The sequence below is a fragment of the Actinokineospora cianjurensis genome, from assembly GCF_003663795.1.
GTDB lineage: Bacteria > Actinomycetota > Actinomycetes > Mycobacteriales > Pseudonocardiaceae > Actinokineospora > Actinokineospora terrae.
In genome coordinates, this window is record NZ_RCDD01000003.1 from 443,809 (window position 1) to 468,870 (window position 25,062).

The window sequence follows — 25,062 nt, forward strand, 5'->3', positions numbered from 1 at the left end:
AACCGGGAGTCGTTGACGTGGCCCGCGGTCCCGGTTTGAATCACACGGGTGCGCGTGCAGCGATTGATCGCGGTCCTCGGCCTGACCCTGCTGACCACGGTGGTGCCCGGCGAGGTGGCGTCGGCGAGCCCGGCTCTTGGCTTCGACCTGGACCGGGCGACCATCCCGCAACTCCAGCGGTTGATGGACCGGGGTTTGCTTAGCTCCGTCCGGTTGACTCAGACCTACCTCGACCGGATCAAGACCGTGGACGTGAAGGTCAACGCGGTCTTGAGGGTCGATGACACCGCGCTCGCGCAGGCCAAGGCGAGCGACCAGCGTCGGCGGTCCGGTCACAGCCGGGGGCCGTTGGACGGCATACCGGTTCTGCTGAAGGACAACATCGACACGCGTGGACTTATCACCACGGCTGGTTCGCGCGCGCTGCTCGGGTCTCCCCCATCGGCTGACGCGACGCTGGTAGCGCGGTTGCGGCAGGCAGGGGCAGTGGTGCTCGGTAAGGCGAACTTGTCCGAGTGGGCCAACTTCCGCTCCACCCACTCGACGTCGGGGTGGTCGGGGGTTGGCGGGCAGACCAACAACCCTTACGTGCTCGACCGCAACCCGTGCGGGTCGTCGTCCGGTTCCGGTGCGGCCATCGCGGCGAGTCTCGCGCAGGTGGCCATCGGCACGGAGACAGACGGTTCAATCGTGTGTCCGTCGGCCGCGAACGGCATCGTTGGGCATAAGCCCAGCCTGGGCCTGGTTAGCCGTACCGGCGTGGTACCGATCTCGCTGGAGCAGGACACGGCAGGCCCGATGGCCCGCAACGTCGAGGACGTCGCGATTACCCTGTCTGTGCTTCAGGGCCGTGACCGCAGCGACAAGGCCACCTTGGCGTACCCGAGCACTCAGCCCACCGACTACGTCAGCGCTATCCGGCCGGACGCACTCCGTGGCGCTCGGATCGGCGTTTGGCGTAACGCGGGCGTGGACAAGGACGTGGACCGGATCGTGGAGCGCACCGTGTCGCGCCTGCGCGCGCAGGGTGCCACGGTGGTGGAGGTAGACCTGCCGTACCAGGCCGACATCGCCGAGGTGGAGTTCCCCGCTCTCATCACCGAGATCGCCCGCGACCTCCCCGTGTACCTCCGGCACCGCCCGCGGGCACCGCAGACCATCCAGGCCCTCATCGACTTCAACCGCCGCGACCCGGTGGAGCTGAGCAAGTTCGGGCAGGAACTCTTCGAACAGGCCGCCACCGCCCCCGGCCCCGACGACCCCACCTACCGCCAACAGCGCCAGACCACGACAACCCTCGCCCGGCGGTCCATCGACGAGACCCTCGCCGCCCACCGTCTCGACGCCATCGTCGCCCCCACCAACAGCCCCGCCTGGCCCACTGATTACACCGCGGGCGACGCCTACATCCTCGGCACTTCAACCCCCGCCGCAGCCTCCGGCTACCCCTCGACCACCGTGCCCGCGGGCTACGTGGGCCACCTCCCCATCGGCCTCTCCTTCATCGGCCCCCAGTGGTCCGACGCCAAGATCCTCTCCCTGGCCGCCTCCTTCGAGAAGACCTACCCCATCCGCCACGCCCCGCGCTACCTACCGACGGCTTAGCCCGCTCCTGCCAAGACAACCTCCTTGTGCGTGGTGGTTTTGCGCAAACCGACCAGGGCTACCACGCCTGCCGCGAGGAGCAGGGCGGCTTGGGTGTCGAGTAGGACTACGAGGGGGACGAGTTCCGCGAGGGCGCCGGTCGCCAGCATGCCGAGGGCTTGGAAGGCGGCCATTCCGGCGAAGGCCGTGGTCATCACGCGACCGGTGCGGTCCGGGGGAACGGTCGATTGGAGGAGGGTCAGTGAGCCGGTGGTGGCTACCACGGCGGGGGCGCCGATGAGGGCGAAGAGTCCGATGTAGAGCGCGATCGCGGTGCTGACCGGCGGCATGTTCCAGATGGACGCCGACAGCACGGCGAACGCCACACCGCCCCAGCCGAGCAGTGCGCCCGGATGTGCCCGGCGGGCCGCGGTTGCCAGGGCGATCCCGGCCGCGAGGCCGCCGATCGCCTGGACTCCGCGCAGCAGACCGACCTCGGCCTCCCCCGCGCCCAGTCGTCCGGTCACGAAGACCACGAACAGCACCAGGAACATCCCCTGCGCGAGGGAGACCAGCACCAGGCTCACGCCCAGCGTCCGAAGTGGACCGCGACCGAACTCGGCGACACCCGCCAGCCACTGCCGGAACACCGCGGCGGGCACGATCACCACGGACGAGCCCGGCATCGCGGGCAGTAGCAGCACCGCGGCCGCGGCCAGGGCCCCAACCGCGCCCACAATCACCCACTCCAGGCCGAAAGCGCCCAGCACGATCCCGCCGAGGGCACTGCCGGCGAGTCGCGCGACGCTGCTGTTGAAGCCCATCAGGCCGTTCGCGGCCGTCAACCGGTCGGCGGGGACGACCGCGGGCAGCATCGCGGACCTGGTCGGCTCGAACACCGAGGCCACCGCGGACTGCGCCACCAGCACGGCGATCACCAGCGCGGACCCACGCCCCACCAGCAGCGGCAGCAACACCAGCGCCTGCAGCACGCAGACCCCGAGCAGCACCTTCCCGCGGTCCCACCGGTCGACCAGCACACCGGTGACCGGGCTGAGCAGCACCGTCGGCAACAATCCGGCGACCATGGCCAGCGCCGTCGACCCGGCCGACCCCGTGCTCTGGTAGATGTAGACCGGCAGCGCGACCTGCGCCATCCACTCGGCGGCTTCCTCGAACAGCCCCGCCAGCCACAAGCGGGCGAACGGCCCGCGCCCCAACAGGTCTCTCATTCGCTTGACCGGCCGTCGGCCTCGATGCGCAGGAACGCCCGCCAGCTGGCCTGGACCGGGCGCGCGTCGTCAGGCGCGTCCTCGCGGATCGTCGACACGTACGGGCGGACCATGGCGTCGATCTTGTCGTTCAGCGCCGCCAGCTCGTCCGGGCTGATGCGCAGGGAGTACTGGTTGAGCTGCGAGGCCCGCCGCCACTGCGGGTCGAGATCACCGGCGACATCGATGTAGCGCTGGGTCAGGACCTGCTCGTTGCCCAGGGCGGCGCCGAACACCGCGAGCTGCGCGCCCCGGATGGCCGGGTCCGGGTCGAACTCGCCGACCTCGAGGCCCACCTGCGTCGGCCGCCACGGCCGCTCCCGGCCGTCCGCGCCGGGGACCGGCTCGACCAGCCCCCACTTGGCCAGCTGCCGCAGGTGCCAGCTGCAGTTGGACGCGGACGAGTCGACCGCCGCCGCGCACTCGCTGGCCGTCCTGGGGCCGACCGCCATCAGGTAGCCCAGCAGCGCGACGCGCAGCGGGTGCGCCAGCGCGCGCATCAGCTCGACGTCGCGGATCCGCATCCGCTCGGGCAGCTCGGCCATCACACGACCCCGATCTGAAAGGACTCTTTCGAAAGTACCCTTTCAGGATCGCCGACAAGTCGCCCCCGGTCAAGCCCCGGTCCGCGCGCCGTGATCTGCTCCGCGCATGGCCGAGCTGACGGTGCCCGTCGACCCCCGCGACACCCCGCCTCCCCCACCCCCGTCGGCGCTGCGCAGGCGCCTGCGCACCCCGGCCGCCCTGGCGGCCTGCCTCGTCGCGGCGTTCGCCGGGTGGACGCTGTACGAGCAGCTCACCGGCGAGGCGGACGCGTTCGTCGCGCGGATCGTCGTCTGCGCGGTGCTGCTGCTCGCCGCCGCGTTCCTGGCGCTCCCCTACGCGCTGCTGGCGACGTCGTTGAGCGTGGGCCTGGCGCTCGTCCTCGCCGGGCTGCCCGACACCGACTGGCTACGCCTCGGCATCGGCGCGTACCTGCTGTCGTGCACCTTCCTGGGCGTGTCGCTCGTGGTGAGCCGGGCCCGCGAGCGGGCGACGTACGACCCCCTGGTCGAGGAGCTGATCGCCCACGGCACCCGCCACACCGGCGAGATCACCCACGTCCAGGCCACCGGCGCCGACCACGAGTCCCCCGAGGCCACCGTCACGGTCGCCCACCCCGGCGGCCCCACCACCCTGACCCGCTCGTTCAACCCCATCCACATCCCCCGCCCCGGCGACCCCGTCCTGGTCCTGAGCACCCCCACCCACACCACCCACCTCTTCCCCGGCGACCAGCACCCCCGCACCGAGATCCGCTCCCAACTCATCGCCGCCGCCAAACGCCGCAAGTAGACCGACCACCCCACCGAGCCCCGACACCACGGCGCCCCCCTGAGCGCCAGTCCAACTCCCTACCGCCACTTCGCCCGTCTTACCCACCAGGCTCCGCGTCCGTTCGTGCTGCGCATGAACGACGCGGCCAAGGAGTTCGGCGCCGCCCGAGCCCAAGCCGAACGAGGCCGTCTCAGCAGGGCTCCGCTCCCGCGCGAACCGCGCACCCACCCCGCCCCCACCGGAGCCCTTACCCCGCCCCAGCCGCTTCGCGCGCACGCGGTCCCGACCCTGCCCAGCCCCCACCCACACCGGGGGGCGTCCCAGTGCCAGTCTACCGGCACCCCCCGTCAAACGATCTTGAAACAGGCCGCCGAAGATCCACATGTGGATAACTTCTGTCCCTGGACCGGGTGAATCCGCACAGGACCGAGACCGCCGCGGGACCGGGGCGCGGGTACGGGCAAGAGGGGTCCAGGGAATGGACACCCCGAGATGACCAATTGACACCGCGGTGGGCGGTGTCGTTCGCTGGGCGGGGTCGGGTGCGGGGGTTTTCGCCGGGGCGGGAGGGAAAGCGATGGCGGTCGAGTTCGTCGGGATGGTGGGTACTCGGGATCAGAGCGAGACCAGGGCGCCGTCGGGGCCGGTGATCGATCGGGAGTACCTGCGGCGGTTCGCTCGGGCGCATGAGGACGGTGGGTTCGACCGGGTGCTCATCGGGTACGGGTCGGGGTGGCCGGAGGGGCAGCAGGTCGCGGCGTACGTGGCGGCGCACACCGAGCGGCTGGGGTTGCTCGTCGCGCACCGGCCCGGGTTCGTGGCGCCGACGTTGGCGGCGCGGGCGTTCGCGACGCTCGACCACTTCAGCGCGGGGCGGGTGGCGGTGCACGTCATCACCGGCGGCAGCGATGTCGAGCAGGCCCGTGACGGCGACTACCTGGGCAAGGACGAGCGCTACGCCCGCACCGACGAGTACCTCGACGTCCTCAAGGCCGCGTGGCGGGCCGAGGAACCCTTCTCCCACAACGGAACCCACTACCGGGTCGACGGCTACCGGGCCGAGGTCCGCCCGCTCAACGGCCCTGCGCTGCCGCTCTACTTCGGCGGTTCCTCCGAGGCCGCCTACCGCGTCGGCGGCAAGCACGCGGACACCTTCGCGCTCTGGGGCGAGCCCCTTGCCGAGACAGCCGAGCAGATCGCCGCCATCCGCGCCGCCGCCCACGCGGCCGGTCGACCCGCGCCGGGCATCAGCGTCTCGTTCCGCCCGATCCTCGGCCCGACCGAGGGCCTGGCGTGGGAGCGCGCGCACCGGATCCTGGACGTCATCAAGGGTTCCCCCGCGGCCGCGGTGACCAAGCAGTGGCGCGGCGGCGAACCGACCAACGTCGGCAGCCTGCGCCTCCTGGAGGCCGCCCGCAAGGGTGAGCGGCACGACCGTGCACTGTGGACCCCGACCGCCGCGGCCACCGGCGCCGCGGGCAACTCCACCGCCCTCGTCGGCACCCCGGACACCGTCGCCAAGGCGCTGCTGGACTACATCGACATCGGCGTCACCACTCTCCTGATCCGCGGTTACGACCCCCTCGACGACGCCATCGACTACGGCCGCCACGTCCTCCCGCTGGTCCGCCAGGAACTGGCCGACCAGGCACTGGTGGCGGTATGACCAGCGCACCGAGGACAGTCCATTGGGGACTGTCAGCCACCCATGGCACCGTGGTCGTGCTTCCCGGGCGGGGTGAGCACCCCGGCATCTACCAACGCCTCGGCACCCGCTTGGCCACAGAGGGCTATCACGTCGTCGCGACCCGCGTGGACCAAGCCGCCGACGTCATCGCGGCGGCCGAAGGCCCAGTTGTGTTGCTGGGCAGTGACACCGGCGCCGCCGCTGCCCTCGCTCTCGCCGACATCGCGATAGCCAGGGTGATCGCGGAGCGCCTGCGGGCCCGGTTCGTCGAGGTCGACGGCGGGCACGACATCCTCAACGACACCACCCACGACGCCGCGGCCGACGAGGTGGTCCGGTTCCTGGGCCGGGTCCGCGCGGACGCCGTGCTCGTGCGGGCGTGATGCGCGTCTCGGCCAAGGCGGACTACGCGATCCGGGTCCTGCTCGAACTCGCCGCCGACACCTCCCGCCCGATCACCTGCGAGGCCGTGGCGTCCACACAGGACATCCCACCGCGGTTCATCAAGGCGGTGATCAGGGACCTGCGCCAGGCGGGTCTGGTGCGCAGCCAGCGCGGCTGCGATGGCGGCTACTGGCTGGCCCGCGACGCGGCGTCGATCACCGTGCGGGACGCGGTGACCGCGGTGGACGGGCCGCACCTGAGCGTGCGCGGTGAGCCGCGGCCCGCGGTCGGCTACCACGGGACCGCGGCGCACCTGGGCGGCCTGTGGTCCGCTGTGGAGTCCCAACTGGACCTGGTGCTGCGCGCGACCACCATCGCCCACCTGCTCGCGGGGGCGACCCCGCACCGGATAGCGAACTAGGAGAACCATGACCCAGCACGACGACCGGGTGGCGGGCACCGAGCACTGGCACCGCCCGCTGCGCCACATCAGGGGCGCCGACCTCAGCGGCGACACCACGCAGACCAGCGGCATGCGCAGGCTGGAGGCGGTGTCGGGCAAGACCGTCGGGTCGACCAAGGTGTGGATGGGCGAGACCCACGTGGGACCCGGCACCAACTCCGGCGACCACCACCACGGCGAGGCGGAGACGGCGATCTACGTCAAGTCCGGCAACCCGGTGTTCGTCTTCGCCGACGGCGACCAGGAGGTGCGGCTGGAGACCGGCCCCGGCGACTACATCTTCGTGCCGCCCTACGTGCCGCACCGCGAGGAGAACCCGGGCGACGAACCGGCGGTGGTGATCATCGCGCGCAGCAGCCAGGAGGGGGTCGTGGTGAACCTGCCCAGCCTGTGGGCGCCGGTCGAGCTGCCGCTGCCGTGACGGGTGCCGCGCTCGCGGTCACCGAGTACACCGACCCGGCCTGCCCGTGGGCGTGGGGCACCGAGCCGAAGCTGCGCTGGCTGCGGCAACGGCTCGGCCGGGCGGGTGCTCCGGTGCGGTGGCGGCGGGTGTTCGGCATCCTGTTCGACGATGGGGACGACCCGGCCCCGGACCCGGCTGCCGAGGCCCGCTGGTACAACGGCTTCATCGCCGAGGTCGCCGCGCACACCGGCGCGCCGCACGCGGACCGGCTGGCCTGGCTGACCAGGTCGAGCCTGCCCGCGTCGCTGGCGGGCAAGGCGGCCGAGACCCAGGGCGCGGACGTCGCCGAGCGGGTGGTGCGGCGGCTGCGGGAAAGCACGTTCATCGCGGGCACGCCTGCCGACGACGAGCCGGGGATCCGCCACGCGGTCACGGGCGTGCCGGGGTTGGACGTCGACCGGCTGGTCACCGATCTGGCCGGGGCCACCGACGCCGTGCGCGCCGACCACGCCGAGACCCGGCGCCCGTGCGACAAGGTGTTGGCGGTCAACGGCCCCGGACCGCACAGCGGACAGGCGAAAGAACTCGACGAGGGCATCCGCTACGCCCTGCCGACCCTGGTTCTCACCGGTGCGGGCGGCAGTTTCGTGGTCCCGGGCTGGCGCCCGCTGCGCGAGTACGTCGACGCCGTCCACGCCGCGTCCGGCATCGCCCTGCCGCCAGAACCGCCACTGACGGCCGAAGATGCCCTGGCGCACTACGAAACGCTCACCGGTCCCGAGCTGTCGCTACTGGCGGGCACCGACCGCGCGCCCGGCGTCGAGGTGCCGACCGCGAACGGTCCACTGTGGATCGCGGAAGACCGTCTCGCCCGCTGGGAACGCGCCTGGAGCCGTTGACTCTCCCCGGCCCGGCCGCGACAACGGACACCCGTTGGTGATCGTTTACCGCACCGGGGAGAGCCCGCCATGCGCTCGAAACGCGTCCTGCTGCTGCTCGTCGCCCTGCTCGGCGCGGCAGCGCTGACCGCCTGCGGATCATCCACTTCGGACAACAGCGGCCGGGTGGTGCTGCGGGTCGGCGACCAGACCGGCGCCACCCAGTCGCGGCTGCGCGCCGCGGGCCTGCTCGACAACCTGCCCTACGACATCGAGTGGTCGCAGTTCGCCGCCGCGGTCAACCTGCACGAGGCCCTGCGCGCCGACGCGATCGACATCGGTGGCGCCAGCGACTCCCCCCCCCCCCCCCCCCCCCCCCCCCCCCCCCCCCCCCCCCCCCCCGGTCACCGCCATCGCGAACGGCTCGAAGATCAAGGTCGCCGCGGCGTGGACCAACGGCGGCCGCGGCACCTACCTGCTGGTGCCCGGGGACAGCCCGGTCAAGACCGTCGCGGACCTGCGCGGCAAGCGGATCTCGCCCACCACCAAGGGCAGCGTCGCGCACTACCTGGTGATCGGCGAGCTGACCAGGGCGGGCCTCTCCGACAAGGACGTGACACTGGACTTCCTGGCGCCCACCGAGGCGAACGCCGCGTTCTCCACCGGCCGGATCGACGCCTGGGCCACCTGGGCGGTGTACGCGGTGCGGGCCAGGACCGAGCAGGGCGCCAGGGTGCTCAGCGACGGCGCGGGGGTGAACACCGGCCTCAACCTACGACACCTGGGTCGCGCAGGGCCTGTTCCCCGGCGGCAAGGACCTCGCCGGGTTCATCGCGGGTTCGTCGCCGGGGACCTCGACGCGCACTGACCTGCTGCTGCATTGACGAATTGGTCTAGGCCACCTACCGTCGCGGGTACCGGCGCCGGGTTGGACCGCCCGAACGCCCGACGAGTGTCACCACGCCGGTCCCGGGTTCTTCTGACACCCTGGACCTGTCGGGCGGAACTCGCCCGACGCCGCGAGCCGAGGCCGCGGCGGTGGCCCACCAACCCACCGCCGCGGCCTCACCTTTCCGCCCCGGGCAGCGAGACCTCGACAGCGACGGCCCGGTGGCGCAGACTTGGGCTCCCGAGTCCCCGTACGTCCGCGCAGTGCCTTGATGATCAAGAGGTAGCGCTGTTCGCGGGTATCGCGGCCGCCGGTCGCGCCGAGATCGCGCCGCCGTCCGCCCCATCGGCGGTGCGCCGAATGAGTGGTTGACGCGCTCCGCCCACCGCTGTCGGCGGCTTGCCCTAGGGTTCTGGGTGAGGGACTCGCGCCCACGGGGGACCGCGAGGTGATCACGCGGAGCCATGCCCCGGGGGCGGCCTCCGCGAGGCGGGACGGGGGTCCGGCCGACATCTCCCATCCCCTGTGCGACGACGGGTCCGCTCTGAGCTGCTCACGGGGAGGGGCGGTATGGGGGGAATCCACACCGGGTCGGACTGCCGCAGGTCCGGCATCGACCGGCGGGTGCGCACGCGACCGCGGTACGACGAGCTCGCGGCGTCCCGGTTCGCCGGGATCCCGTTCGCGCTGTCGCGCCCGGTCGACGGCGGCCTGACCGGTCCGGCGGGCGCGCGGCGGGGCTGGGTCGTGCCACCGCGGCGCAGGCGGCGGTGGACCGACGAGTTCGACCGGCCGACGGTGGCGATGCTGCTGGGCACGGACACCGCCGCGGTGCTCGCCGTGGTGGCGGCCGTGGTGCTGGCGCCGCTGGTGACCACGGGCGACTGGGGCGTGTTCCTGGTCCTGGTCGCGTGCGCGCTGACCTACACGGAACTGACCGCGGCGAGCGAGCAGCGCCGCCGGGTCGAGCGCGCGCGGCGCGGTGCCGTCGAGTTCATCGACCAGGCGTCGATCTGGTACTTCAGCGCGGCGGTGCTGCTGCCGCCGTTGCTGGCCGCGGCACTGGTGGTCGCGGTGCGGCTGCGCCGGTACCGGATCTCGCTGAGACCGGCCGCGGTCTGGGTGGGCAGCACGGGATCGCTGCTGCTGGCGGTCACGGCTGCCGGACTGGTGCGCGGGGCGCTGACCGGCCCGGCGTTGCCCGCGGACGTCACCGTGCTGACGACCGGCAACGGCCTGTGGTTCGGCGCGGTGCTGCTGCTGGCGGCGGTCGCGTACTTCGTCGTCGACGCGGCGGTGGTCGCCCTGTACCGGGGCGTCCGGTTCCACCGGTGGGACGCGGCGGCGACCTTCGGCACCCGCGAGGACAACCTGCTGATGGCGCACACGTTGCTGATAGCGCTCGGGGCCGTGGTCGCGGCCCTGGTCACGCCGGTCGCGCTGCTCGCCGTGCTGGCGGTCGCGGTGATGGAGACGAGGATGCTCGGCAGGTTGGCCGCGCGCACAGCGGACCGCGACCAGTTGCGCGTCGACGCGACCACCGACCCGCTCACCGGTTTGCGCAACCGGCGCGGGTTCGACCCGGCCGCCGCCGCGGTGCTGGCCGCCGACCGGGAGGCGGGGCGGTCGACGGCGGTGCTGATGCTCGACCTGGACCGCTTCAAGCGGTGGAACGACCGGCTCACCCACTTCGGCGGCGACCAGGTGCTGCGCGCCGTGGCCGACGCGCTGCGCGCGAGCACCCGGGGCGGCGACCTGCTGGCGAGGTGGGGCGGGGAGGAACTCGCGGTGGTCCTGCCCGACACCACCGTCGAGCAGGCGCGGGAGGCGGCCGAGCGGATCCGCACCGCCGTGCGCCGCCTGGACACCTCGATCGACCTTCCGGCGAGCGGGCCCCGGGTGCGGCTCGGCCACGACGTCCCGCCGTGCACCGTGTCCATCGGCGTCGCGTGCGCGCCCGAGCACGGCGGGGACCTGGTCGACCTGCAGCAACTCGCCGACCGGGCCCTCGGCGCCGCCAAGCGCGGCGGCCGGGACCGGGTGGTCGTCATCGGCGACGAGGTCCCCGCGCCGGGCGCACCCGACACCGAGCCGCGCTGATCTGTCCACTGTGGACCCGACCGGACTCGCGGAAGTGACCTTCGTCGCATCTTGGCGGCTGATGTCACAAACCGAGGGCCCTCGGACGTTAGCAGTGCTGACGGCCGTCCAAGGTCAAGAAGCCGTGGTGGGGACGGGTGTGACGGCCGTGGCGCAGTCGTGCGCGCGGCGTGACCGGAACGGGACCGACCCGACCCCGGCGACACGCCCGAGAACGAATTTCGCCGCGCCGCTGTGCAGGGAGGCCATCGGCGTACTACGCTAGTTGAAGTTCCGCGCTCCCGGTAACCCCCAGGCCGGTTGAGCGCGGAACTCCTTCTTTCTCCCGGCCCCGCTGGCCCAGCGCCGAATCGTTGCCGCACAAGACAACGAGCGGGTGGGCGTTGTGCGGGCGCATCCGCAGCGGGGCGCACCAGCGGGCGGGCACGTCACCAGCGGGCACGTCACGAGCGGGCACATCACGAGCGGGGCACTGCGTCATTGGGTGCGGGGCACCGTGTGGCGAGGTACCCCCTGGACCCCGCCACACGGCACACCCCCACACACAAGGGCTTCACCGGCGACGGGCCCGCGCACCAGGCCCGCGCACCACACCCACCGCCTTGGGGACACCGACGGTTGGCGCTCTAACTGGGAGTTAACCCTTGTGGGTCATCGTAGCCAGCGGTGTGGGCGGATTGTCAACTGACAGTTACCCTGCGACACTGGTCGGGTTCGCAGCGACGACCCACCGCAGGGGGAATGGGATGTCCGACGGCGCCAGCACGCCGTTGACCGCGCGCCTGGACCGGCTGTTCCGGTTGAGCAGGCCCCGCGGGCGGCAGTGGTCCAACGCCGAGGTCGCCGCCGAGATCAAGCGGCTCGACCCGGACCTGCGGGTCAGCGGCGCGTACCTGTCGATGTTGCGCACCGGGCGGCGCACCAGCCCGTCGACCGACCTGCTGGTGGCGCTGGCGCGGTTCTTCGGGGTGAACCCGAGCTACTTCTTCGACGACGAGGACGGCCAGGGCGAACGGGTCCGCGACCAGCTCGAGCAGCTGGCGATGCTGCGCGACCGGGGCGTGGTCGGCATCGCGCAGCGGGCGATGGGGCTGCCCCGGTCGAACCTGGACCTGATCACCGCGCTGCTCGACCAGGCGCGCCGCCAACGCGGGCTGCCGCCGGTCACCGACGCCGACCCCGGGGAGTGACCCGGTGTCGCGGCGGGACCTGCGGGCGATCCGGCGCGCGTGCGCGGACCTGCTCGCCGGGCTCGACCTGCCCGAGCGGCTCGACCTCGCCGCGCTGTGCGAACACCTGGCCGCGGCGCGGGGACGACCGCTGCACGTGGTGCCGGTGCCGATGCGCGCGTCGGAGCCGTGCGGGCTCTGGGTGGCGACCCGGGAGGCCGACTTCATCTTCTACGACGAGACCACCACGCGAGCGCACCGGGAGCACATCATCCTGCACGAGATCGGGCACATGATCTGCTGCCACCGCGGCGGCGGCCACCTCGACGAGGACACCGCCGCGGTGTTCTTCCCCGACATCGACCCGGGGCTGGTGCGCGACATGCTGGCGCGCAAGGACTACAGCGACGAGCAGGAGCAGCAGGCCGAGGTCATGGCGTACCTGCTGGCCAGGCGGCTGGGCTCGGCGGCGCCCCGGCACCAGGGCCTGGCCGCGCGGATCGCCGACTCGCTCGACCACTCGACGGGATGAACGGGGTCCTCTACCCGCTGTGCGCGGGGATCGCGTGGGTCAGCCTGCTGTTCAAGCTCCCGGCGCTGGCGCGCGGCGACCGCGGCCCGGCGGCGGTGGCGGTGGGGTTCTTCTACCTGTTCATGGGGTTGACGTTCACCATCAGTGACCCCCGGGTGTGGGCGGCCCTCGACCGGGCGACGGGGGTGCCGAACCTGGCGCTGCTGCTGTCGCAGGGCAGCGTGATCGGTGTGGCCGCCAGCCAGCTGGCCGCGTTGACGTTCTGGGACCGCGAGCCGGAGCGCGCGCGACCGGTGGTCCGGCGCCAGATCTGGGGTTTCGCCGCGGTGCTGGCGTCGATGGCGGTGCTGTTCACCCTCGCCGACCTGACCGAGGAGGACACCACCACGGCCGCGGTCCGGTTCGCGGGGCACGGGCTGTACTCGGTGTACTTGATGCTCTACGTGACCGCGTTCGCCGTGACGGAGTACCTGATCGTGGTGCGTTGTCTGCGCTACGCCCGCGCGGTCGACGGGGCCTGGCTCTCGCGCGGGCTCCGGCTGGCGGCGATCGGCGCGGTGGGCGGGTTGGCTTACGTGCTGGCGCGCTACGCGGACGTGGTCGCGGCGCCGCTGGGCCTGGACCCGCAGCGGTGGGAGATCGTCGCGCGGCTCGGGGCCGGGCTCGGCGGGATCTGCACGCTGATCGGGTGGAGCCTGCCCGGGTGGGGGCCGCAGGTCGGCCGGGTCCGCGCGGGGTGGCGCGACCGCCGGTCCTACCGCGCGCTGTACCCGCTGTGGTCGGCCCTGATGACCGCGAACCCCGCCCTGGCCCTCGACCGCGAGGCGGGCCGCCGCGCCGGCCGCGACCTCAACTTCCGCCTCCACCGCCGGGTGATCGAGATCCAGGACGGCCTCCGCTGGCTCAACCCCACCCACGCCACCCCGGTTCCCCCCGACCCGGACCTCCGTGCCCAGTTCACCGCGATCGCCATCACCGACGCCCTGACCGCCCGCACCCCGGCCCCCCGCACCGGCACGGTCGCCGAGCCACCCCCACCCGACACCGACACCGCCTGGCTGGTCCGAGTGGCCCGCGCTTACACGAACCTCGACCCCCGGTCCGGCTGACCACCCCGGCCCCGCACAGGGCACGATGATCCACAATGTGGCGGTCGGCGAAACGGTGGTCTGCCGGGTGGCGATCCACAGGGTGGCGAACGTCGCCGTGGTGGGTCGCGGCGCGCGGGGGTATCCGCGTGGTGGGCGGCGGTTCGACCAGTGGTGGCACGGCGATCCAGACCGCACGGTGACGGAGCAGGGATGAGCGAGTTGTTCGGGCGGGCGTTCCACGTCGACCCGTACCCCATCTACGCGCGGTTGCGCGCCGGGGGTGGGATCCGCCAGGTGTCCACACCGGACGGTGCGGCGGCGTGGGTGGTGACCAGGTACGACGATGTGCGCGGCGGGTTGGCCGATCCGCGGTTGTCGGTGGACCGGTCGAACGCGGGGGCCGGGTACCGGGGGTTCTCGCTGCCGCCCGCGCTGGACGCGAACCTGCTGAACCTGGACCCGCCGGACCACACCCGGTTGCGGACGTTGATCGCGGGCGAGTTCACCCCGCGCCGGGTGCAGGAGTTGGTGCCCGCGATCGAGGCGGCGGCGCGGGAGTTGGTGGCCGGGTTGCCCTCGGGTGAGCCGGTGGACCTGATCGCCGGGTTCGCGGCGCCGTTGCCGTTGCGGGTGATCGGCGACCTGCTCGGGGTGCCGCCCGCCGACCGCGCCCGGTTCCGCGGCTGGACCACCACCCTGCTGACCCCCGGCCCGGACCAGCCGCCGACCGCCGCGCGCGACGCGGTGGTGGCGATGCACGGGTTCCTGGTGGACCTGGTCGCCGCCAAGCGCGCCGAGCCGGGGCCCGACCTGTTGTCCGGTCTGATCGCGGTGCGCGACAACGAGGACCGGCTCAGCGAGTCCGAGTTGGTGTCGATGGCGTTCCTGGCGCTGTGGGCCGGGTACGAGAACCTGGTGCACCTGATCGGCAACGGTGTCCGCGCCCTGCTCGCCGCCCCCGACCAGCTCGCCGACCTGCGTTCCGACGAGGCGCTGCTGCCCCGCGCGGTCGAGGAGCTGACCCGCTTCGACCAGCCGCTGCAGTGGGCCATCCGCCGCTTCCCGACCCGCGAGCTCGACATCGCGGGCGTCGAGGTCCCCGCCGGTGACACGGTCCTGCTCGGCATCGCCTCCGCCAACCACGACGAGACCGTGTTCGACCGCCCCGACACCCTCGACCTGCGCCGCGACCCCAACCCGCACCTGAGCTACGGCCACGGCATCCACCGCAGCTTCGGGTCCCGGCTCAGCCAGGCCGAGGCCGCCGCCGCGTTCTCGGCCCTGCTGGCCCGGGGTTTCCGCGCCGCGGTCGACCTGGCCGATCTCCGGTGGCAGCCGTCTTTCCGCAACCGCGGCCTCACCGAGCTCCCGCTGCTGCTGGGCTGACCTACCGGAGGGAGCGCCCCGACCTGTGCAGCCGCAGGTCAGCCTCGATGCCAACCTTCGCGACGCGATCGGGGCAGGCGGCAAGGTGTGGCACCTCCGTGACTGTCCGATGAGGACCGTTCGCGGCGTGCCTGCCGTTCTGAGCAGCCCCCGTTTCCATCCTTCCCTGTACGGGCCGGGGGAAGCCAGAGGCAGTGTGCGGGCTGTGGATGAGATGACCGGATGGGGACAACCTCCGGGGCCGCGACTCTCACGCGGGCACCGAACCTGTGGTGCCGAACAGGCTTCACACCGGGACACGTCCACCCTGCCTGTCCACAGCAGCCACAGTGGGTCTGGCTTCCCGCGGCCAACAGCTGGAAGGATGGAAACGGGGGCTGCTCAGAACGGCCCGCGCGGACCAGGATGCCGGTGCCCCGCCCGCTTGACCGCCCCCTCCACCACGGTCACCTCGGCCGACGGCACGTCATCCAGCGCGGTCACGAACCGGTACAGCTCCGACAGGTCCCGGCAGAACACCGCGGCCATCAGGTTCGTGGTGCCGGTCGTGGCCAGCACACCGTGCACCACGGGCGACGCCGCCAAGCGCCTGCCGAGTTCCGCCAGGCGACCGGGCGGCACCGTCATCCAGATGTTCGCGTCCACGCCGAACCCGAACAGCCTCGGGTCCGCCACCACGCAGGTGCGCACCAGGCCCGCGCCCGCCAGCCGGTCGAGGCGGCGGCGGACCGTCGACTCCGGCGCGGACACGGCGGCGGCCACGGCGCCGGGTGGTGTGCGGGCGTCGGTCGACAGGACGTCGAGCACGCGTGAGTCGAGGTCGTCGGGAACGTGCGAGCCCACCGGCGGCGCGGGCGTCAGCGCCGCGAGTTCCGCCGGGGTGAGCAGGCCGGTGCGCCAGTCGGCGGCGTCGGAGAAGACGTGCAGGACGCGGTGGGCGCGGACGCTGGTGATGGCCTGGCCGGTGGGCAGGCGGGGGGTGCCGCCGAGGGTGACGGCGCTGATCTCCTCGCCGCCGGTGAGGACGTCGACGAACAGGACCTCGGGGCGGCGGGCCAGCGCGTCGGCGAGCACCTCGACCCGCCCGCGCAGCACCCGGACCCGCAGCAGCGTCACCTCCGGCAGCGTCGCCCGGTCCGGCACGCGCACCACCCGCACCGCCCCCGCGACCCGGGTGAGGCTCCGCGCCACCGTCCGCGCCGACACCCCGAGGACCTCGGCGATCCGACCGGGCCCGGCCCGCCCGTCGACCTGCAGGGCCGACACCACGCGCTGGTCCAGTTCGCTCAGTTCCACCCCCGCCAGTGTCCACTTCCGCTCACCCGGTGCCAAGCGCAGCCGCCGAACAGCCACCCGCTGCGACCCTCGCCCCATGCTGACCACCGTGATCGAGACCGTCGAGGACATCGCCTCCCGGATCCCCGCCGCCACGACGACGACCGCCACGACCCTGCCAGGGCTGCTGGCCCGGTTCACCGACCTCGACCGACCCCTCACCGCCGAACTCCGCGACCGCCTCCCCGCGGGCGACTGGGTGATCGACTCCATCGACGGGGCCGTGCAGTACCTCCAGGGACTGCCCCAGTGGTGCGTGACCGCCACCCTTGTCGACAACGGCGAGGCGGTCCTCACCGTGCTGCACTCCCCCACCCTCGGCGAGACCTACGCGGCTGAACGCGGCAAGGGCGCCTGGCGCGACGGCAAGCCGATCCGCCCGTCCGCCAAGGTGTCCCTCGCCGCCGCCCTCGCGGGCTCCAGCCACCCCGCCACGCCCCAGCCCGGGGCCAACGCGGCGGCGGGCCTGGCGTTGCCGGGGATGCTCGACCGGGTCGCCGCGCTGCGCAACCTCGGTCCGACGTCGTGGCAGGTCGCCGAGGTCGGCGCGGGTCGTGTCGACCTGTTCTGGGTGTTCGGCCGGGACGCGGAGAACCTGCTCGGCGCCGGTCTCGTCGCGACCGAGGCCGGGGCGGTCGTGTCCTCGGTCGACGGGTCGCCGTGGACGCCCGAGGCGCCCGGGTTCCTCGTGGCCGCACCGGGTCTGCACGCGGCCGCGGTCGCCGCGCTGGCCGGACGGGATCTCCCCCGCTCCAGGTGATGATCTTCGCAGGCGCGCCGCGGCAGACTTGTCCCAGACGGCGCGACCGGGACCACCACGGAACCGAGGTCCCCGAGTCCCCGTCACCCGGTGTCGGGTCCGCCGCCCGAGGCGCGTGCAGCGAAGTCGGGGTCGCGACCACGCAGCCCAGCGGCCGACCCGACACCGGGGTAAACCACCCACGACCGCCACCGAGCCACGCGGAACGCCGAGGCATCAACGCAGTCCACTCCCCGGAACCAGCCTGCCGCGGGCGATATGGCCGTGGCCCACGCGCCTGAATCGAGCGGCAGACCTATCCGACAAACCGAGGCGTACGTCGCGGATCCGCCAAGCCACTCGCACACACAGTCGAACGATCCACACATCGACGACGCACCCGCGCACCCGAACTCGGCGGTCAGAGCGGCACGACGCCGATCCCGGGGCAAGCGGCGAACCACGGACTTATCAGGTCATTGCCATCCGCGCCGAACACCAGTCCGCGGGCACCCGGGCGCCGCGGCGCGTCATCCCGGCCTTACAGCGAATAGCGCGACCGACAGGGGTCGCGGCGAAACGGAGGAGGACCGATGAGCACGAGGACGTCGTTGGACGCGGCCTACGCGTTGTCGCAGCCGCGCAGACGGGGCAGGCGGCGGGTGCGGGCCACGGCCAGGCTGCTGCTGCTGTCGTGCTCGATCGGCCTCGCGCTGGCCGTGGCCGCGCTGCCCTCGGTCGCCACCGCGGCCCGGGTGTTCGCGGGCTGAACCCGCACCCGCGAAACGCCCCGTGTCCGGCCAGGACGCGGGGCGTTCGCGCGTGGTCGGCCGCTGGGATCGTCACCCGCGCCGGGTGATTCCGGCGGCTCGTTCCCATTTGCCACCGAATACTGGGAATGCCCGGAGGGGCGGGCGTCGGGCATTCGGGCCGGATTCGCGGTCGAGGCACGAGGCGTGAATCACAGAGTGGCCGCCCGCGGCACCGAATCGGGACGGACAAACCGATCCGAGCGGACACGATCTTGGTCTTTCGCCCGTCGGAGGTGACGCCGGTCATTCAGTCGTACCGCTCTACTCGCCGAAAAGAAGATATCGGCCCCGCTATTCGCGACGGATAACCCGGGGTCGGGCGAAACAGCGAACAGGAGTGCGACAACCGATGTCCGAGCACGACCAGATCCTCGTCATCGACGACCACCGCGCCGTCCCAGCCGGGAAAGTGCGCGTCCCGTCCACCTCAGCCGCGGGCCCGTGGCGGGACCGGCTGGCCGCGGTGGTGGAGCGCAACGTCCGCGCGGCCTGCACCCCGCCGCCGGTGACCGTGGTGCACGGGCCCGCCGGGTCCGGCAAGACCACCGCGCTCGCGGCGTGGGCGAGCACGGCGACCGGCCCGGTGCGGTGGGCGACGCTCGACCAGCGCGACAACGAACCCGCGCTGCTGTGGGCGACCGTCCACGCCGCGCTCGGCCTGCCCAGCGCGGCGACGTGCGCGGGCGACCCCATCGGCGACCTGGTGCGCGCGGTGGCCGCGCTGTCCGACCCGGTGTGCCTCGTCCTCGACGACGTGCACGAGTTGCGCGAACCCGCTGTCGTGCAGGCGATGGCCACGCTCATCCGGCACACACCGGACAACCTGCGGTTGGTGCTCGCGGGCCGCGTCCCGCCGGTGCACCTGTCCCGGTTGAGCCTGGAGGGCCGGTTGCGGGAGGTCGACGGCCACCAGTTGGCGATGACCGGGCCGGAGGCGGCGGCACTGCTGGCCGAGCACGCGGCCGGGCTGGGCCCGGAGCACGTCGAGCCGCTGCTGGCGCGGACCCAGGGTTGGGTGGCCGGTACCCGGCTGGCCGCGCGGTGGTTGGCCCGCGAGGACCGGGACCTGGCGGGGTTCCCCGCGGAGGACCCGTTCGCGACCGCCTACATCGCCGAGGAGGTGCTGGGCGCCCATCCCCCGCACACGCGGCAGTTCCTGCTGTCGACGAGCGTGTGCGACCGGGTGAGCGCGGAGTTGGCCACGGCGCTGTCCGGGTTGCGGCACGCGGGGACGGTGCTGCCCGGGCTGGTGCGGACGAACTCGATGGTGGTGCGGTGCGACGACGTCCCCGGTGAGTGGTACCGCTACCACCCGCTGCTGCGCGACCACCTGCGGGCCGAGTTGGCCAGGACCAGGCCGGGTGCGCCGCAGCGGTTGCACCGCACGGCGGCCAGGTGGTTCCGCGACGACGGCGACCTCGCCGCCGCCCTGCGGCACGCCGAACTGGCCCAGGACTCGGACCTGGCCGCGGAACTGGTCGAGTCCGACGGGGTCAGGGCGGTGACCCGGGGTCAGGGCGCGAGCGTCGCCGCCGTGGTGGCGACGCTGCCCGACGAGCGATTGGCCAAGCCCCGGGTGGCCGTGATCGCGGCGCTCGCGGCGCTGGAGGTCCCGGACCCCCTTGCCGCGGACGGATTCCTGTCGCGGATAGCGGGCACCGACGCGACACCGTGGCCGGACCGGGACCGCGCGCTGCACGACACCGTCCAATCGCGACGCTCGCACCTCGACGCGACGCGCGTACCGCGGCAGAGCAGGGCCAAGCCGACCGGCGACACGCACGTCGACGTGCTGTCGCGGCACGCCCGCGGTGTGTCGGCGTTGTGGGCCGGGGACCTGGAGGCCGCGGAGTCCGAGCTGAGCCGGGTCGTGCAGACCTGCTTGCGCGACGACCTGCCGTGGCTGGCGCTGCGGGCGAAGGCGCACTTCGCGGTGGCCGCGGCGATGCGGTCGGACCTGCCGGAGATGGAGCGGCGGGCGCGGCGGGCGTTGCACCTGGCGAACTCACGCGGGTGGCAGCTGAGCTGGCCGTGCTCGGTGGTCTACGTCGTGCTCGGCGCGTACGCCTACCAGCAGGGCGACACCGCGGAGGCCAAGCGGTTGGCGGCGTTGGCGGTCCAGACGGCGCCCGCGCACCAGGAGCCGACGATCGCGTTGGCCTCGCACAGCCTGACCGCGTTCGTCGAGTTCGAGGGCTCGGACGACCCGCACGCGGTGGTGCGCACGGCCGCGCGGCACTGGCACCGGTTGGGCGGGAACCGGGTCTGCCCCCGGGTATCGGCCCTGCTGCTGCCCACGCTGGTGCGGATGGCGCTGCGCGTCGGCGAACCCGGCCGCGCGGTCGAACTTGTCGACAGTGGACACTCCGCGTTGGAGGGTCGGGCGGAACTGTCGGTGTTGCACGCGATCCTGCACGCCCACCACGGTCGGGTCAGCCAGGCGCGCAGGCTGCTGGTGCCGGTGCTGGCCGGGACGATGCCCCCACTGGTCGCCACCACGACCATCGACGCCTGGCTGCTGGAGGCGACCCTGGTCGACCGGGCGGAGAACCCGCACCGGGCGCACGAGGCGCTGGCGAAGGCGTTGCGGGTGGCCGAACCCCTCAGCGCGGTGCGGCCGTTCCTCACCGCGCGCCGGTCGGTGCGGGACCTGCTCGCCGAGGGGGCGGGCCGGTTCGGCCGACTGGACGGCTTCGCGGTGCGCACGCTCTCGGCACTGCCCGCGGCCGCGGCGACCACGGACCCGTTGACCACCAGGGAACTGGAACTGCTGCTGGAACTGCCGTCGATGCGCACGGTGGACGAGATCGCCGAGTCGATGTTCGTCTCGGCGAACACGGTGAAGACGCACCTGCGCGGCATCTACCGCAAGCTCGGCGTCCGCCAGCGGCGCGACGCGGTCGTGGTGGCCAGGCGGCAGGGCCTGTTGTGAGGAACCTCTTTGTCCACACGGGAGTGAGGGAGGCAGCATGCGGGTTCGCGGAAAGGCGTTGATGTCGGTGTTGTTCGTGCTGGTGGTGCTGGCGGCGCAGAAGCGCTCGGCTCGACCAGAGGACCCCCCTGACCCGGTGGCGAGCGTCGTGCTCGGCGCGTTCGAGGTGTGGCAGTGGGGCGGGCGGCTGCTGACCCGGTAGCCGCTCACCGGGATCGGGCGATGCGCGGGCGGCGCGGGCGGCGAAGAGTCCACGGTGACACGACGAATCGGAGGTAGTCGATGAACACACCGGTACACCAGAGCACCCGGCCGACCGGCTGGACCGGCTGGATCCTCTTCGCCGCGATCGTGATGGTCCTGGTCGGGCTGTTCACCGTCGTCTACGGCCTGGTCGCCCTGCTGCACGGCGACTACTACACCGCCACCCCCGGCGGTCTGCTCGTGTTCGACCTGACCGGCTGGGGGTGGACGCACCTGGTGATCGGCACCGTCGCCGCCGCGGCGGGCATCGCGCTGCTGACCGGCGCGGTGTGGGCCAGGGTCGTCGCGGTGCTGCTCGCGGGGGTCAACGCGCTGTCGCAGATCGCGTTCCTGCCCGCGTCCCCGGCCTGGTCGATGATCGCGATCGCGCTGGACGTCCTGGTGATCTGGGCGGTGGTCGTGCACGGCAGGGAACTGGCCTGAGCCTGAGGTGAACGCCCGGAGCTCCCGGGCGTTTCCTCATCTCAGCCCTCGAGGTCGCGGGCCTGCCGCAGCCAGCCGGCGAACCGCGCGGCGTCGACGTCGGCGAGGGCGGTGAGCCTGACCGACGCCATGGTCCGGGAACCGGGTTCCAACCCGGCCGGGTCGGCGATCTCCTGACCGCGCCAGAGGCCGAAGGTGACGTGGCGGGGGTACGCCTTGACCAGGCAGACCGGCTGCTTGCCCGGCGCGGGGCCCAGGCTCCACACGGGGTGCCCGTGCCACACGGCGCCCCTGCCGGGCAGGACGGTCTCGATCAGGGACATGAGCGCGTCGGCGATCTCCTTCTGGTGCGCGGGCAGGGTGGCGTTGTACTCGGGGACGGTGGTCATGGCGGGGTGTCCTCTCCCTGGTCGGCGGAGCTCGGCGGTGGTCAAGGTGGTTGCCGCTCGGTGCCGGGTGCTCGACCAGACGTCGACCTGCCGATGTGACAGGGAACGCGCGGTGGTGGGGAATGGTGGCGAGCGAGATTGTGGATGAGTCGACGTATTCTCCTGGTCGGGCTGTGTGCTAATTTCCGGGAATGCGCTCATCGGGTTTCGGCAAGGTATTCGCCGCCTTTGTGCTGGCGGGATCACTGCTCGGTTCGGGAACGGTCGCGGTGGCCGAGGGCGGATTGTCGTCGCGGCCCGGGTGCGAGTGCGCGACCCCGTCGATCGACCGCTACCAGCAGTGGCTCGCCTCCGGTGAGGGCACGACGGTGCCCGCCACCGGCAGCCTGCTCGTCCGCGACGGCCGCCAGTACACCGCGAAGGTCACCTTCCTCAACGCCGAGTGGCACGTCGTGGTCCTGTGGCTGGCCAACCAGTTCGAGGCCCAGGCCGACCTGTCGCGCTCCAAGGGCTTCTGGCTGACCTACAGCGCCACCGCCGACCTGCACGTCCAACTCCGCCCCGCATCGGCCTGGAGCGGCGGCGACAAATGGCTCACCCGCATTCCGTCGACCGGCGGCAAGGTGGTGCGGAAGTTCTTCAGCCTGTCGCCCGACAATTGGACATGGCTCCCCGAACTGGGCAAACCCACCCACCCGTTCAGCACCGCCACAAAAGAAGCCCGCGGCCTGGTCTTCGTCGGCAAAACCGCCAACACCCTCACCTTCCACGGCCTCACCGTCGACGGCTACCGCCCCCCCTGCCGCTGACCGCCCCACCCGCCCCCTCGTAAACCACCCCGCCCCACCCGCCGCGCCCTTCCCCACCGCGCTCCACCACGCCGCGCCCCGCACCGCCTAGCCCCGCCTTGCCCTGCCCTGCCCCACCGCACCGCGCCTCATCCCTGCCCCACCGCGCCCTACCGCGCCGCGCCCCGGCCTACCTCGCTCCGCCGCGCCGCATCTCACCGCGCCTCACCCCTGCGCCGCGCCTCACCGCGCTCCGCCTAGCTCCGCCCCACCGCGCCCCACCGCACCGCGCCTCGTCCCTGCCCCACCGCACCGCGCCCTACCGCGCTCCGCCGCACCCCACCCCACCGCGTCTCGCCCCTGCTCCGCGCCTCACCGGGCTCCGCCCCACCGCGCTAACTCCGCCCCACCGCGCCGCGCCTCGCTCTGCCCCACCGCGCCCCGCCCCACCGGGCTCCACCTCACTCCGCCCAGCCCTACCCGCGCTCCGCCCGCCCCGCCCCACCGCGCCGAGCCCCGCCTCGCGCGCGCACGCCAGTCCTGCCCCAGCCCCCACCCACTCCGGGGGGCGTCCCGGTGCCAGTCTATTGGGAGGCGCCGACAGTCGATCTTGAAACGGGGCGCTGAAGATCCACATGTGGATAACTTCTGTCGCTGGAACGGGTGAACATCCAGGCAGGTGGCGGCAGGAAACGCCTGGTCAGGGGCCCGGTGGCGCGGGCGAGGGGGCGGTGCGGGTGCAAGTCGCACGGACGTAGATCGACAAGTCGCGGGCCTGTCCGATTCGCGTCCATAGTGGACAGTTCGCCACCTCCCGGCGACAAGGGGATCGGGGCAGGTCCCGAGGGGGGCGAAATCGGGTGACGGTCCGTGGTCGGCCGGGCGCCGGGGTCGAGGTCCGCGCGGGTATACCCCCAGGTCCAAGGGGTCCACAAGAGACAGTGAGCATGAGTCATCTCTCACGCCGGGGAATTGGAGTGGCGGGGGTGCGCGTGGTCTGCTCGCGGGGACTCCTCGACCGTCGAACGGATGACCATGGACCACGTGCACCACTTCTCGGCGGGCGCGGTGACCCCGGCGTTGTCGTACCTCATCTCGTGCCTGGGGTGCGCGCTCGGGCTGATGAGCATGCAGCGGGCCAGGGCGCACAGCGGGTGGTCGCGGCGGGCGTGGTTGGCGCTGGGGGCGGTGTCGATCGGCGGGACCGGGATCTGGGTCATGCACTTCGTCGCGATGATGGGGTTCGCGGTGGACGGCACCGAGATCCGCTACGACCTGTTCCGCACCGTGATCAGCCTGGTGCTGGCCGTCGGCATCGTGGCGATCGGGCTCAGCGCGGTGGTCAACGGGCACGCCGGGTGGGCACGGCTTGTCGGGGCGGGCACCATCACCGGCATCGGTGTCGCGTCCATGCACTACGTGGGCATCTCGGCCATGCGGATGAGCGCGTCGGTCACCTACGTCGTCACGTTGCTCGTGCTGTCCATCGTGATCGCGGTCGTCGCGGCCACGGCGGCGCTGTGGGCGACGCTGAACGTGCGGGGCATGGCGGCGACCGTCGCCGCGGCGCTGATCATGGGTGTGGCCGTCAACGGCATGCACTACACCGGCATGGCCGCCATGGAGGTCACCACCCCGACCGGCCGCACCGGCACCGTCACCGGCCTCGACGCGTACGCCTTCTTCGGTCCGCTGGCCATGGTCCTCGGCGTCCTCACGGCGCTGTCCCTGCTCGCGGTCGGCATCGGCTCCACCGAGAAGGAGATCGAGGAAGACCTCTGGGCCGAGCAGCAACTCCGCACCCTCCTCGGCGACCGCGCCGACAACTGACCCGAGGGGCAGACTGCCGACCCAGGCAGGCAAGCCCGCGTCCGACGCCGACCGCGAGAATCCTGACCGAGCCGCCGACGGTCACGAGCGCCACCGCCGAACAGACCGGGGCCACGACCACAGCAGCGAGCACCGAACCCGGCCCGAGTCAGTCCGGACTCTGGGCTTCCCAACCACGCGGGCAAGCAAGACGCCGTGGCCACCGCGCGGGCAACCGACCCGAGGCGGACGACCAGCCCGAGGCCGACAACCCTCCGGGACGACAACCTTCCCGAGACGACAACCTTCCCGAGACGACCACCCTCCCGAGAAGACAGCCGGCCCGAGAAGACCACCGACCCGAGGCCGACACCCGAGCGGACGCAGGCGAACCCCGACTGGGGCACGCACCCGACA

24 protein-coding genes are annotated in these 25,062 nt (G+C 72.8%); 20 read left to right on the plus strand and 4 right to left on the minus strand.

Annotation, left to right across the window (positions count from 1 at the left end):
• Positions 1–54 precede the first annotated feature (54 nt).
• A complete protein-coding gene (locus tag CLV68_RS21615) occupies positions 55–1,605 on the plus strand; it encodes an amidase (RefSeq protein ID WP_121392926.1) in 1,551 nt (516 codons plus the stop codon).
• Here the strand turns inward: CLV68_RS21615 and CLV68_RS21620 are convergent.
• Both CLV68_RS21620 and CLV68_RS21625 read right to left on the minus strand, forming a co-directional pair.
• Positions 1,602–2,816, minus strand: coding sequence for an MFS transporter (locus tag CLV68_RS21620; protein ID WP_121392716.1), 1,215 nt, complete (start codon positions 2,814–2,816; stop codon positions 1,602–1,604). The genes CLV68_RS21615 and CLV68_RS21620 overlap by 4 nt on opposite strands.
• The gene (locus tag CLV68_RS21625) at positions 2,813–3,400 is read right to left on the minus strand and encodes an ArsR/SmtB family transcription factor (protein ID WP_121392717.1); all 588 of its coding nucleotides are present in this window, start codon (positions 3,398–3,400) and stop codon (positions 2,813–2,815) included. The genes CLV68_RS21620 and CLV68_RS21625 overlap by 4 nt, the downstream gene beginning before the upstream one ends.
• 106 nt (positions 3,401–3,506) lie before the next feature.
• Here CLV68_RS21625 and CLV68_RS21630 point away from each other — a divergent pair, with 106 nt between their 5' ends.
• From CLV68_RS21630 to CLV68_RS21685, 12 genes are all read left to right on the plus strand, one after another.
• Positions 3,507–4,190, plus strand: a complete 684-nt coding sequence (locus CLV68_RS21630; protein WP_121392718.1) for a hypothetical protein — start codon at positions 3,507–3,509, stop codon at positions 4,188–4,190.
• 559 nt (positions 4,191–4,749) lie between these two features.
• Positions 4,750–5,838, plus strand: a complete 1,089-nt coding sequence (locus CLV68_RS21635; protein WP_121392719.1) for an LLM class flavin-dependent oxidoreductase — start codon at positions 4,750–4,752, stop codon at positions 5,836–5,838.
• A 50-nt stretch (positions 5,839–5,888) separates the two neighbouring features.
• Positions 5,889–6,242 carry a hypothetical protein gene (locus tag CLV68_RS21640; RefSeq protein ID WP_211346708.1) on the plus strand — a complete coding sequence of 118 codons (354 nt, stop codon included), beginning with the start codon at positions 5,889–5,891 and terminating at the stop codon, positions 6,240–6,242.
• The gene (locus CLV68_RS21645) at positions 6,242–6,664 is read left to right on the plus strand and encodes an RrF2 family transcriptional regulator (RefSeq protein WP_121392927.1); all 423 of its coding nucleotides are present in this window, start codon (positions 6,242–6,244) and stop codon (positions 6,662–6,664) included. The genes CLV68_RS21640 and CLV68_RS21645 overlap by 1 nt, the downstream gene beginning before the upstream one ends.
• Before the next feature lie 7 nt (positions 6,665–6,671).
• Positions 6,672–7,127 (plus strand): cupin domain-containing protein, encoded by a 456-nt coding sequence (locus CLV68_RS21650; RefSeq protein WP_121392721.1) that lies wholly within the window; start codon positions 6,672–6,674, stop codon positions 7,125–7,127.
• A complete protein-coding gene (locus tag CLV68_RS21655; RefSeq protein WP_121392722.1) occupies positions 7,124–8,008 on the plus strand; it encodes a DsbA family oxidoreductase in 885 nt (294 codons plus the stop codon). The genes CLV68_RS21650 and CLV68_RS21655 overlap by 4 nt, the downstream gene beginning before the upstream one ends.
• Positions 8,009–8,327: 319 nt before the next feature.
• Positions 8,328–8,855, plus strand: coding sequence for an ABC transporter substrate-binding protein (locus CLV68_RS21660; protein WP_211346710.1), 528 nt, complete (start codon positions 8,328–8,330; stop codon positions 8,853–8,855).
• Positions 8,856–9,446: 591 nt separating this feature from the next.
• Positions 9,447–10,976: a GGDEF domain-containing protein gene (locus CLV68_RS21665; protein ID WP_121392723.1), complete on the plus strand. Its 1,530-nt coding sequence runs from the start codon at positions 9,447–9,449 to the stop codon at positions 10,974–10,976.
• Between the two features lie 746 nt (positions 10,977–11,722).
• Entirely contained in the window at positions 11,723–12,166 is a 444-nt protein-coding gene (locus CLV68_RS21670; protein WP_092774507.1) for a helix-turn-helix domain-containing protein, read from the plus strand.
• Between the two features lie 4 nt (positions 12,167–12,170).
• The gene (locus CLV68_RS21675; RefSeq protein WP_121392724.1) at positions 12,171–12,677 is read left to right on the plus strand and encodes a hypothetical protein; all 507 of its coding nucleotides are present in this window, start codon (positions 12,171–12,173) and stop codon (positions 12,675–12,677) included.
• Positions 12,674–13,786, plus strand: coding sequence for an MAB_1171c family putative transporter (locus CLV68_RS21680; protein ID WP_121392725.1), 1,113 nt, complete (start codon positions 12,674–12,676; stop codon positions 13,784–13,786). The genes CLV68_RS21675 and CLV68_RS21680 overlap by 4 nt, the downstream gene beginning before the upstream one ends.
• A gap of 192 nt (positions 13,787–13,978) precedes the next feature.
• Positions 13,979–15,154 carry a cytochrome P450 family protein gene (locus CLV68_RS21685; protein WP_121392726.1) on the plus strand — a complete coding sequence of 392 codons (1,176 nt, stop codon included), beginning with the start codon at positions 13,979–13,981 and terminating at the stop codon, positions 15,152–15,154.
• 381 nt (positions 15,155–15,535) lie between these two features.
• On the opposite strand, the gene CLV68_RS21690 is transcribed toward CLV68_RS21685, so the two are convergent.
• Complete coding sequence (locus CLV68_RS21690) at positions 15,536–16,450, minus strand: Lrp/AsnC family transcriptional regulator (protein ID WP_246010032.1); 915 nt, start codon at positions 16,448–16,450, stop codon at positions 15,536–15,538.
• A 76-nt stretch (positions 16,451–16,526) separates the two neighbouring features.
• On the opposite strand from CLV68_RS21690, the gene CLV68_RS21695 reads away from it, so the two are divergent.
• From CLV68_RS21695 to CLV68_RS21705, 5 genes are all read left to right on the plus strand, one after another.
• Positions 16,527–17,249: an inositol monophosphatase family protein gene (locus CLV68_RS21695; RefSeq protein WP_121392728.1), complete on the plus strand. Its 723-nt coding sequence runs from the start codon at positions 16,527–16,529 to the stop codon at positions 17,247–17,249.
• A 572-nt stretch (positions 17,250–17,821) separates the two neighbouring features.
• Positions 17,822–17,998: a hypothetical protein gene (locus tag CLV68_RS34135; protein WP_170224509.1), complete on the plus strand. Its 177-nt coding sequence runs from the start codon at positions 17,822–17,824 to the stop codon at positions 17,996–17,998.
• Between the two features lie 391 nt (positions 17,999–18,389).
• Positions 18,390–20,972 (plus strand): winged helix-turn-helix domain-containing protein, encoded by a 2,583-nt coding sequence (locus tag CLV68_RS21700; protein ID WP_121392729.1) that lies wholly within the window; start codon positions 18,390–18,392, stop codon positions 20,970–20,972.
• A 37-nt stretch (positions 20,973–21,009) separates the two neighbouring features.
• Complete coding sequence (locus CLV68_RS34140) at positions 21,010–21,174, plus strand: hypothetical protein (RefSeq protein WP_170224510.1); 165 nt, start codon at positions 21,010–21,012, stop codon at positions 21,172–21,174.
• Positions 21,175–21,254: 80 nt separating this feature from the next.
• Positions 21,255–21,659, plus strand: a complete 405-nt coding sequence (locus CLV68_RS21705; protein ID WP_121392730.1) for a DUF7144 family membrane protein — start codon at positions 21,255–21,257, stop codon at positions 21,657–21,659.
• Positions 21,660–21,700: 41 nt separating this feature from the next.
• On the opposite strand, the gene CLV68_RS21710 is transcribed toward CLV68_RS21705, so the two are convergent.
• On the minus strand, positions 21,701–22,048 hold the full coding sequence (locus CLV68_RS21710) for a DUF1801 domain-containing protein (protein ID WP_121392731.1): 348 nt from the start codon (positions 22,046–22,048) through the stop codon (positions 21,701–21,703).
• Between the two features lie 191 nt (positions 22,049–22,239).
• Here CLV68_RS21710 and CLV68_RS21715 point away from each other — a divergent pair, with 191 nt between their 5' ends.
• Together CLV68_RS21715 and CLV68_RS21720 are read left to right on the plus strand one after the other, a co-directional pair.
• Positions 22,240–22,857, plus strand: a complete 618-nt coding sequence (locus tag CLV68_RS21715; RefSeq protein ID WP_121392732.1) for a hypothetical protein — start codon at positions 22,240–22,242, stop codon at positions 22,855–22,857.
• Between the two features lie 1,008 nt (positions 22,858–23,865).
• Complete coding sequence (locus CLV68_RS21720; protein ID WP_121392733.1) at positions 23,866–24,666, plus strand: MHYT domain-containing protein; 801 nt, start codon at positions 23,866–23,868, stop codon at positions 24,664–24,666.
• Positions 24,667–25,062: the final 396 nt, after the last annotated feature.

Excerpts from the sequence above, each read along its gene's own strand:
- CLV68_RS21620 (WP_121392716.1), bottom strand. The coding sequence starts at position 2,816 with ATGAGAGACCTGTTGGGGCGCGGGCCGTTCGCCCGCTTGTGGCTGGCG.
- CLV68_RS21625 (WP_121392717.1), bottom strand. The coding sequence starts at position 3,400 with ATGGCCGAGCTGCCCGAGCGGATGCGGATCCGCGACGTCGAGCTGATG.
- CLV68_RS21630 (WP_121392718.1), top strand. The coding sequence starts at position 3,507 with ATGGCCGAGCTGACGGTGCCCGTCGACCCCCGCGACACCCCGCCTCCC.
- CLV68_RS21635 (WP_121392719.1), top strand. The coding sequence starts at position 4,750 with ATGGCGGTCGAGTTCGTCGGGATGGTGGGTACTCGGGATCAGAGCGAG.
- CLV68_RS21645 (WP_121392927.1), top strand. The coding sequence starts at position 6,242 with ATGCGCGTCTCGGCCAAGGCGGACTACGCGATCCGGGTCCTGCTCGAA.
- CLV68_RS21650 (WP_121392721.1), top strand. The coding sequence starts at position 6,672 with ATGACCCAGCACGACGACCGGGTGGCGGGCACCGAGCACTGGCACCGC.
- CLV68_RS21665 (WP_121392723.1), top strand. The coding sequence starts at position 9,447 with ATGGGGGGAATCCACACCGGGTCGGACTGCCGCAGGTCCGGCATCGAC.
- CLV68_RS21670 (WP_092774507.1), top strand. The coding sequence starts at position 11,723 with ATGTCCGACGGCGCCAGCACGCCGTTGACCGCGCGCCTGGACCGGCTG.
- CLV68_RS21680 (WP_121392725.1), top strand. The coding sequence starts at position 12,674 with ATGAACGGGGTCCTCTACCCGCTGTGCGCGGGGATCGCGTGGGTCAGC.
- CLV68_RS21685 (WP_121392726.1), top strand. The coding sequence starts at position 13,979 with ATGAGCGAGTTGTTCGGGCGGGCGTTCCACGTCGACCCGTACCCCATC.
- CLV68_RS21695 (WP_121392728.1), top strand. The coding sequence starts at position 16,527 with ATGCTGACCACCGTGATCGAGACCGTCGAGGACATCGCCTCCCGGATC.
- CLV68_RS34135 (WP_170224509.1), top strand. The coding sequence starts at position 17,822 with ATGAGCACGAGGACGTCGTTGGACGCGGCCTACGCGTTGTCGCAGCCG.
- CLV68_RS21700 (WP_121392729.1), top strand. The coding sequence starts at position 18,390 with ATGTCCGAGCACGACCAGATCCTCGTCATCGACGACCACCGCGCCGTC.
- CLV68_RS34140 (WP_170224510.1), top strand. The coding sequence starts at position 21,010 with ATGCGGGTTCGCGGAAAGGCGTTGATGTCGGTGTTGTTCGTGCTGGTG.
- CLV68_RS21705 (WP_121392730.1), top strand. The coding sequence starts at position 21,255 with ATGAACACACCGGTACACCAGAGCACCCGGCCGACCGGCTGGACCGGC.
- CLV68_RS21710 (WP_121392731.1), bottom strand. The coding sequence starts at position 22,048 with ATGACCACCGTCCCCGAGTACAACGCCACCCTGCCCGCGCACCAGAAG.
- CLV68_RS21715 (WP_121392732.1), top strand. The coding sequence starts at position 22,240 with ATGCGCTCATCGGGTTTCGGCAAGGTATTCGCCGCCTTTGTGCTGGCG.
- CLV68_RS21720 (WP_121392733.1), top strand. The coding sequence starts at position 23,866 with ATGACCATGGACCACGTGCACCACTTCTCGGCGGGCGCGGTGACCCCG.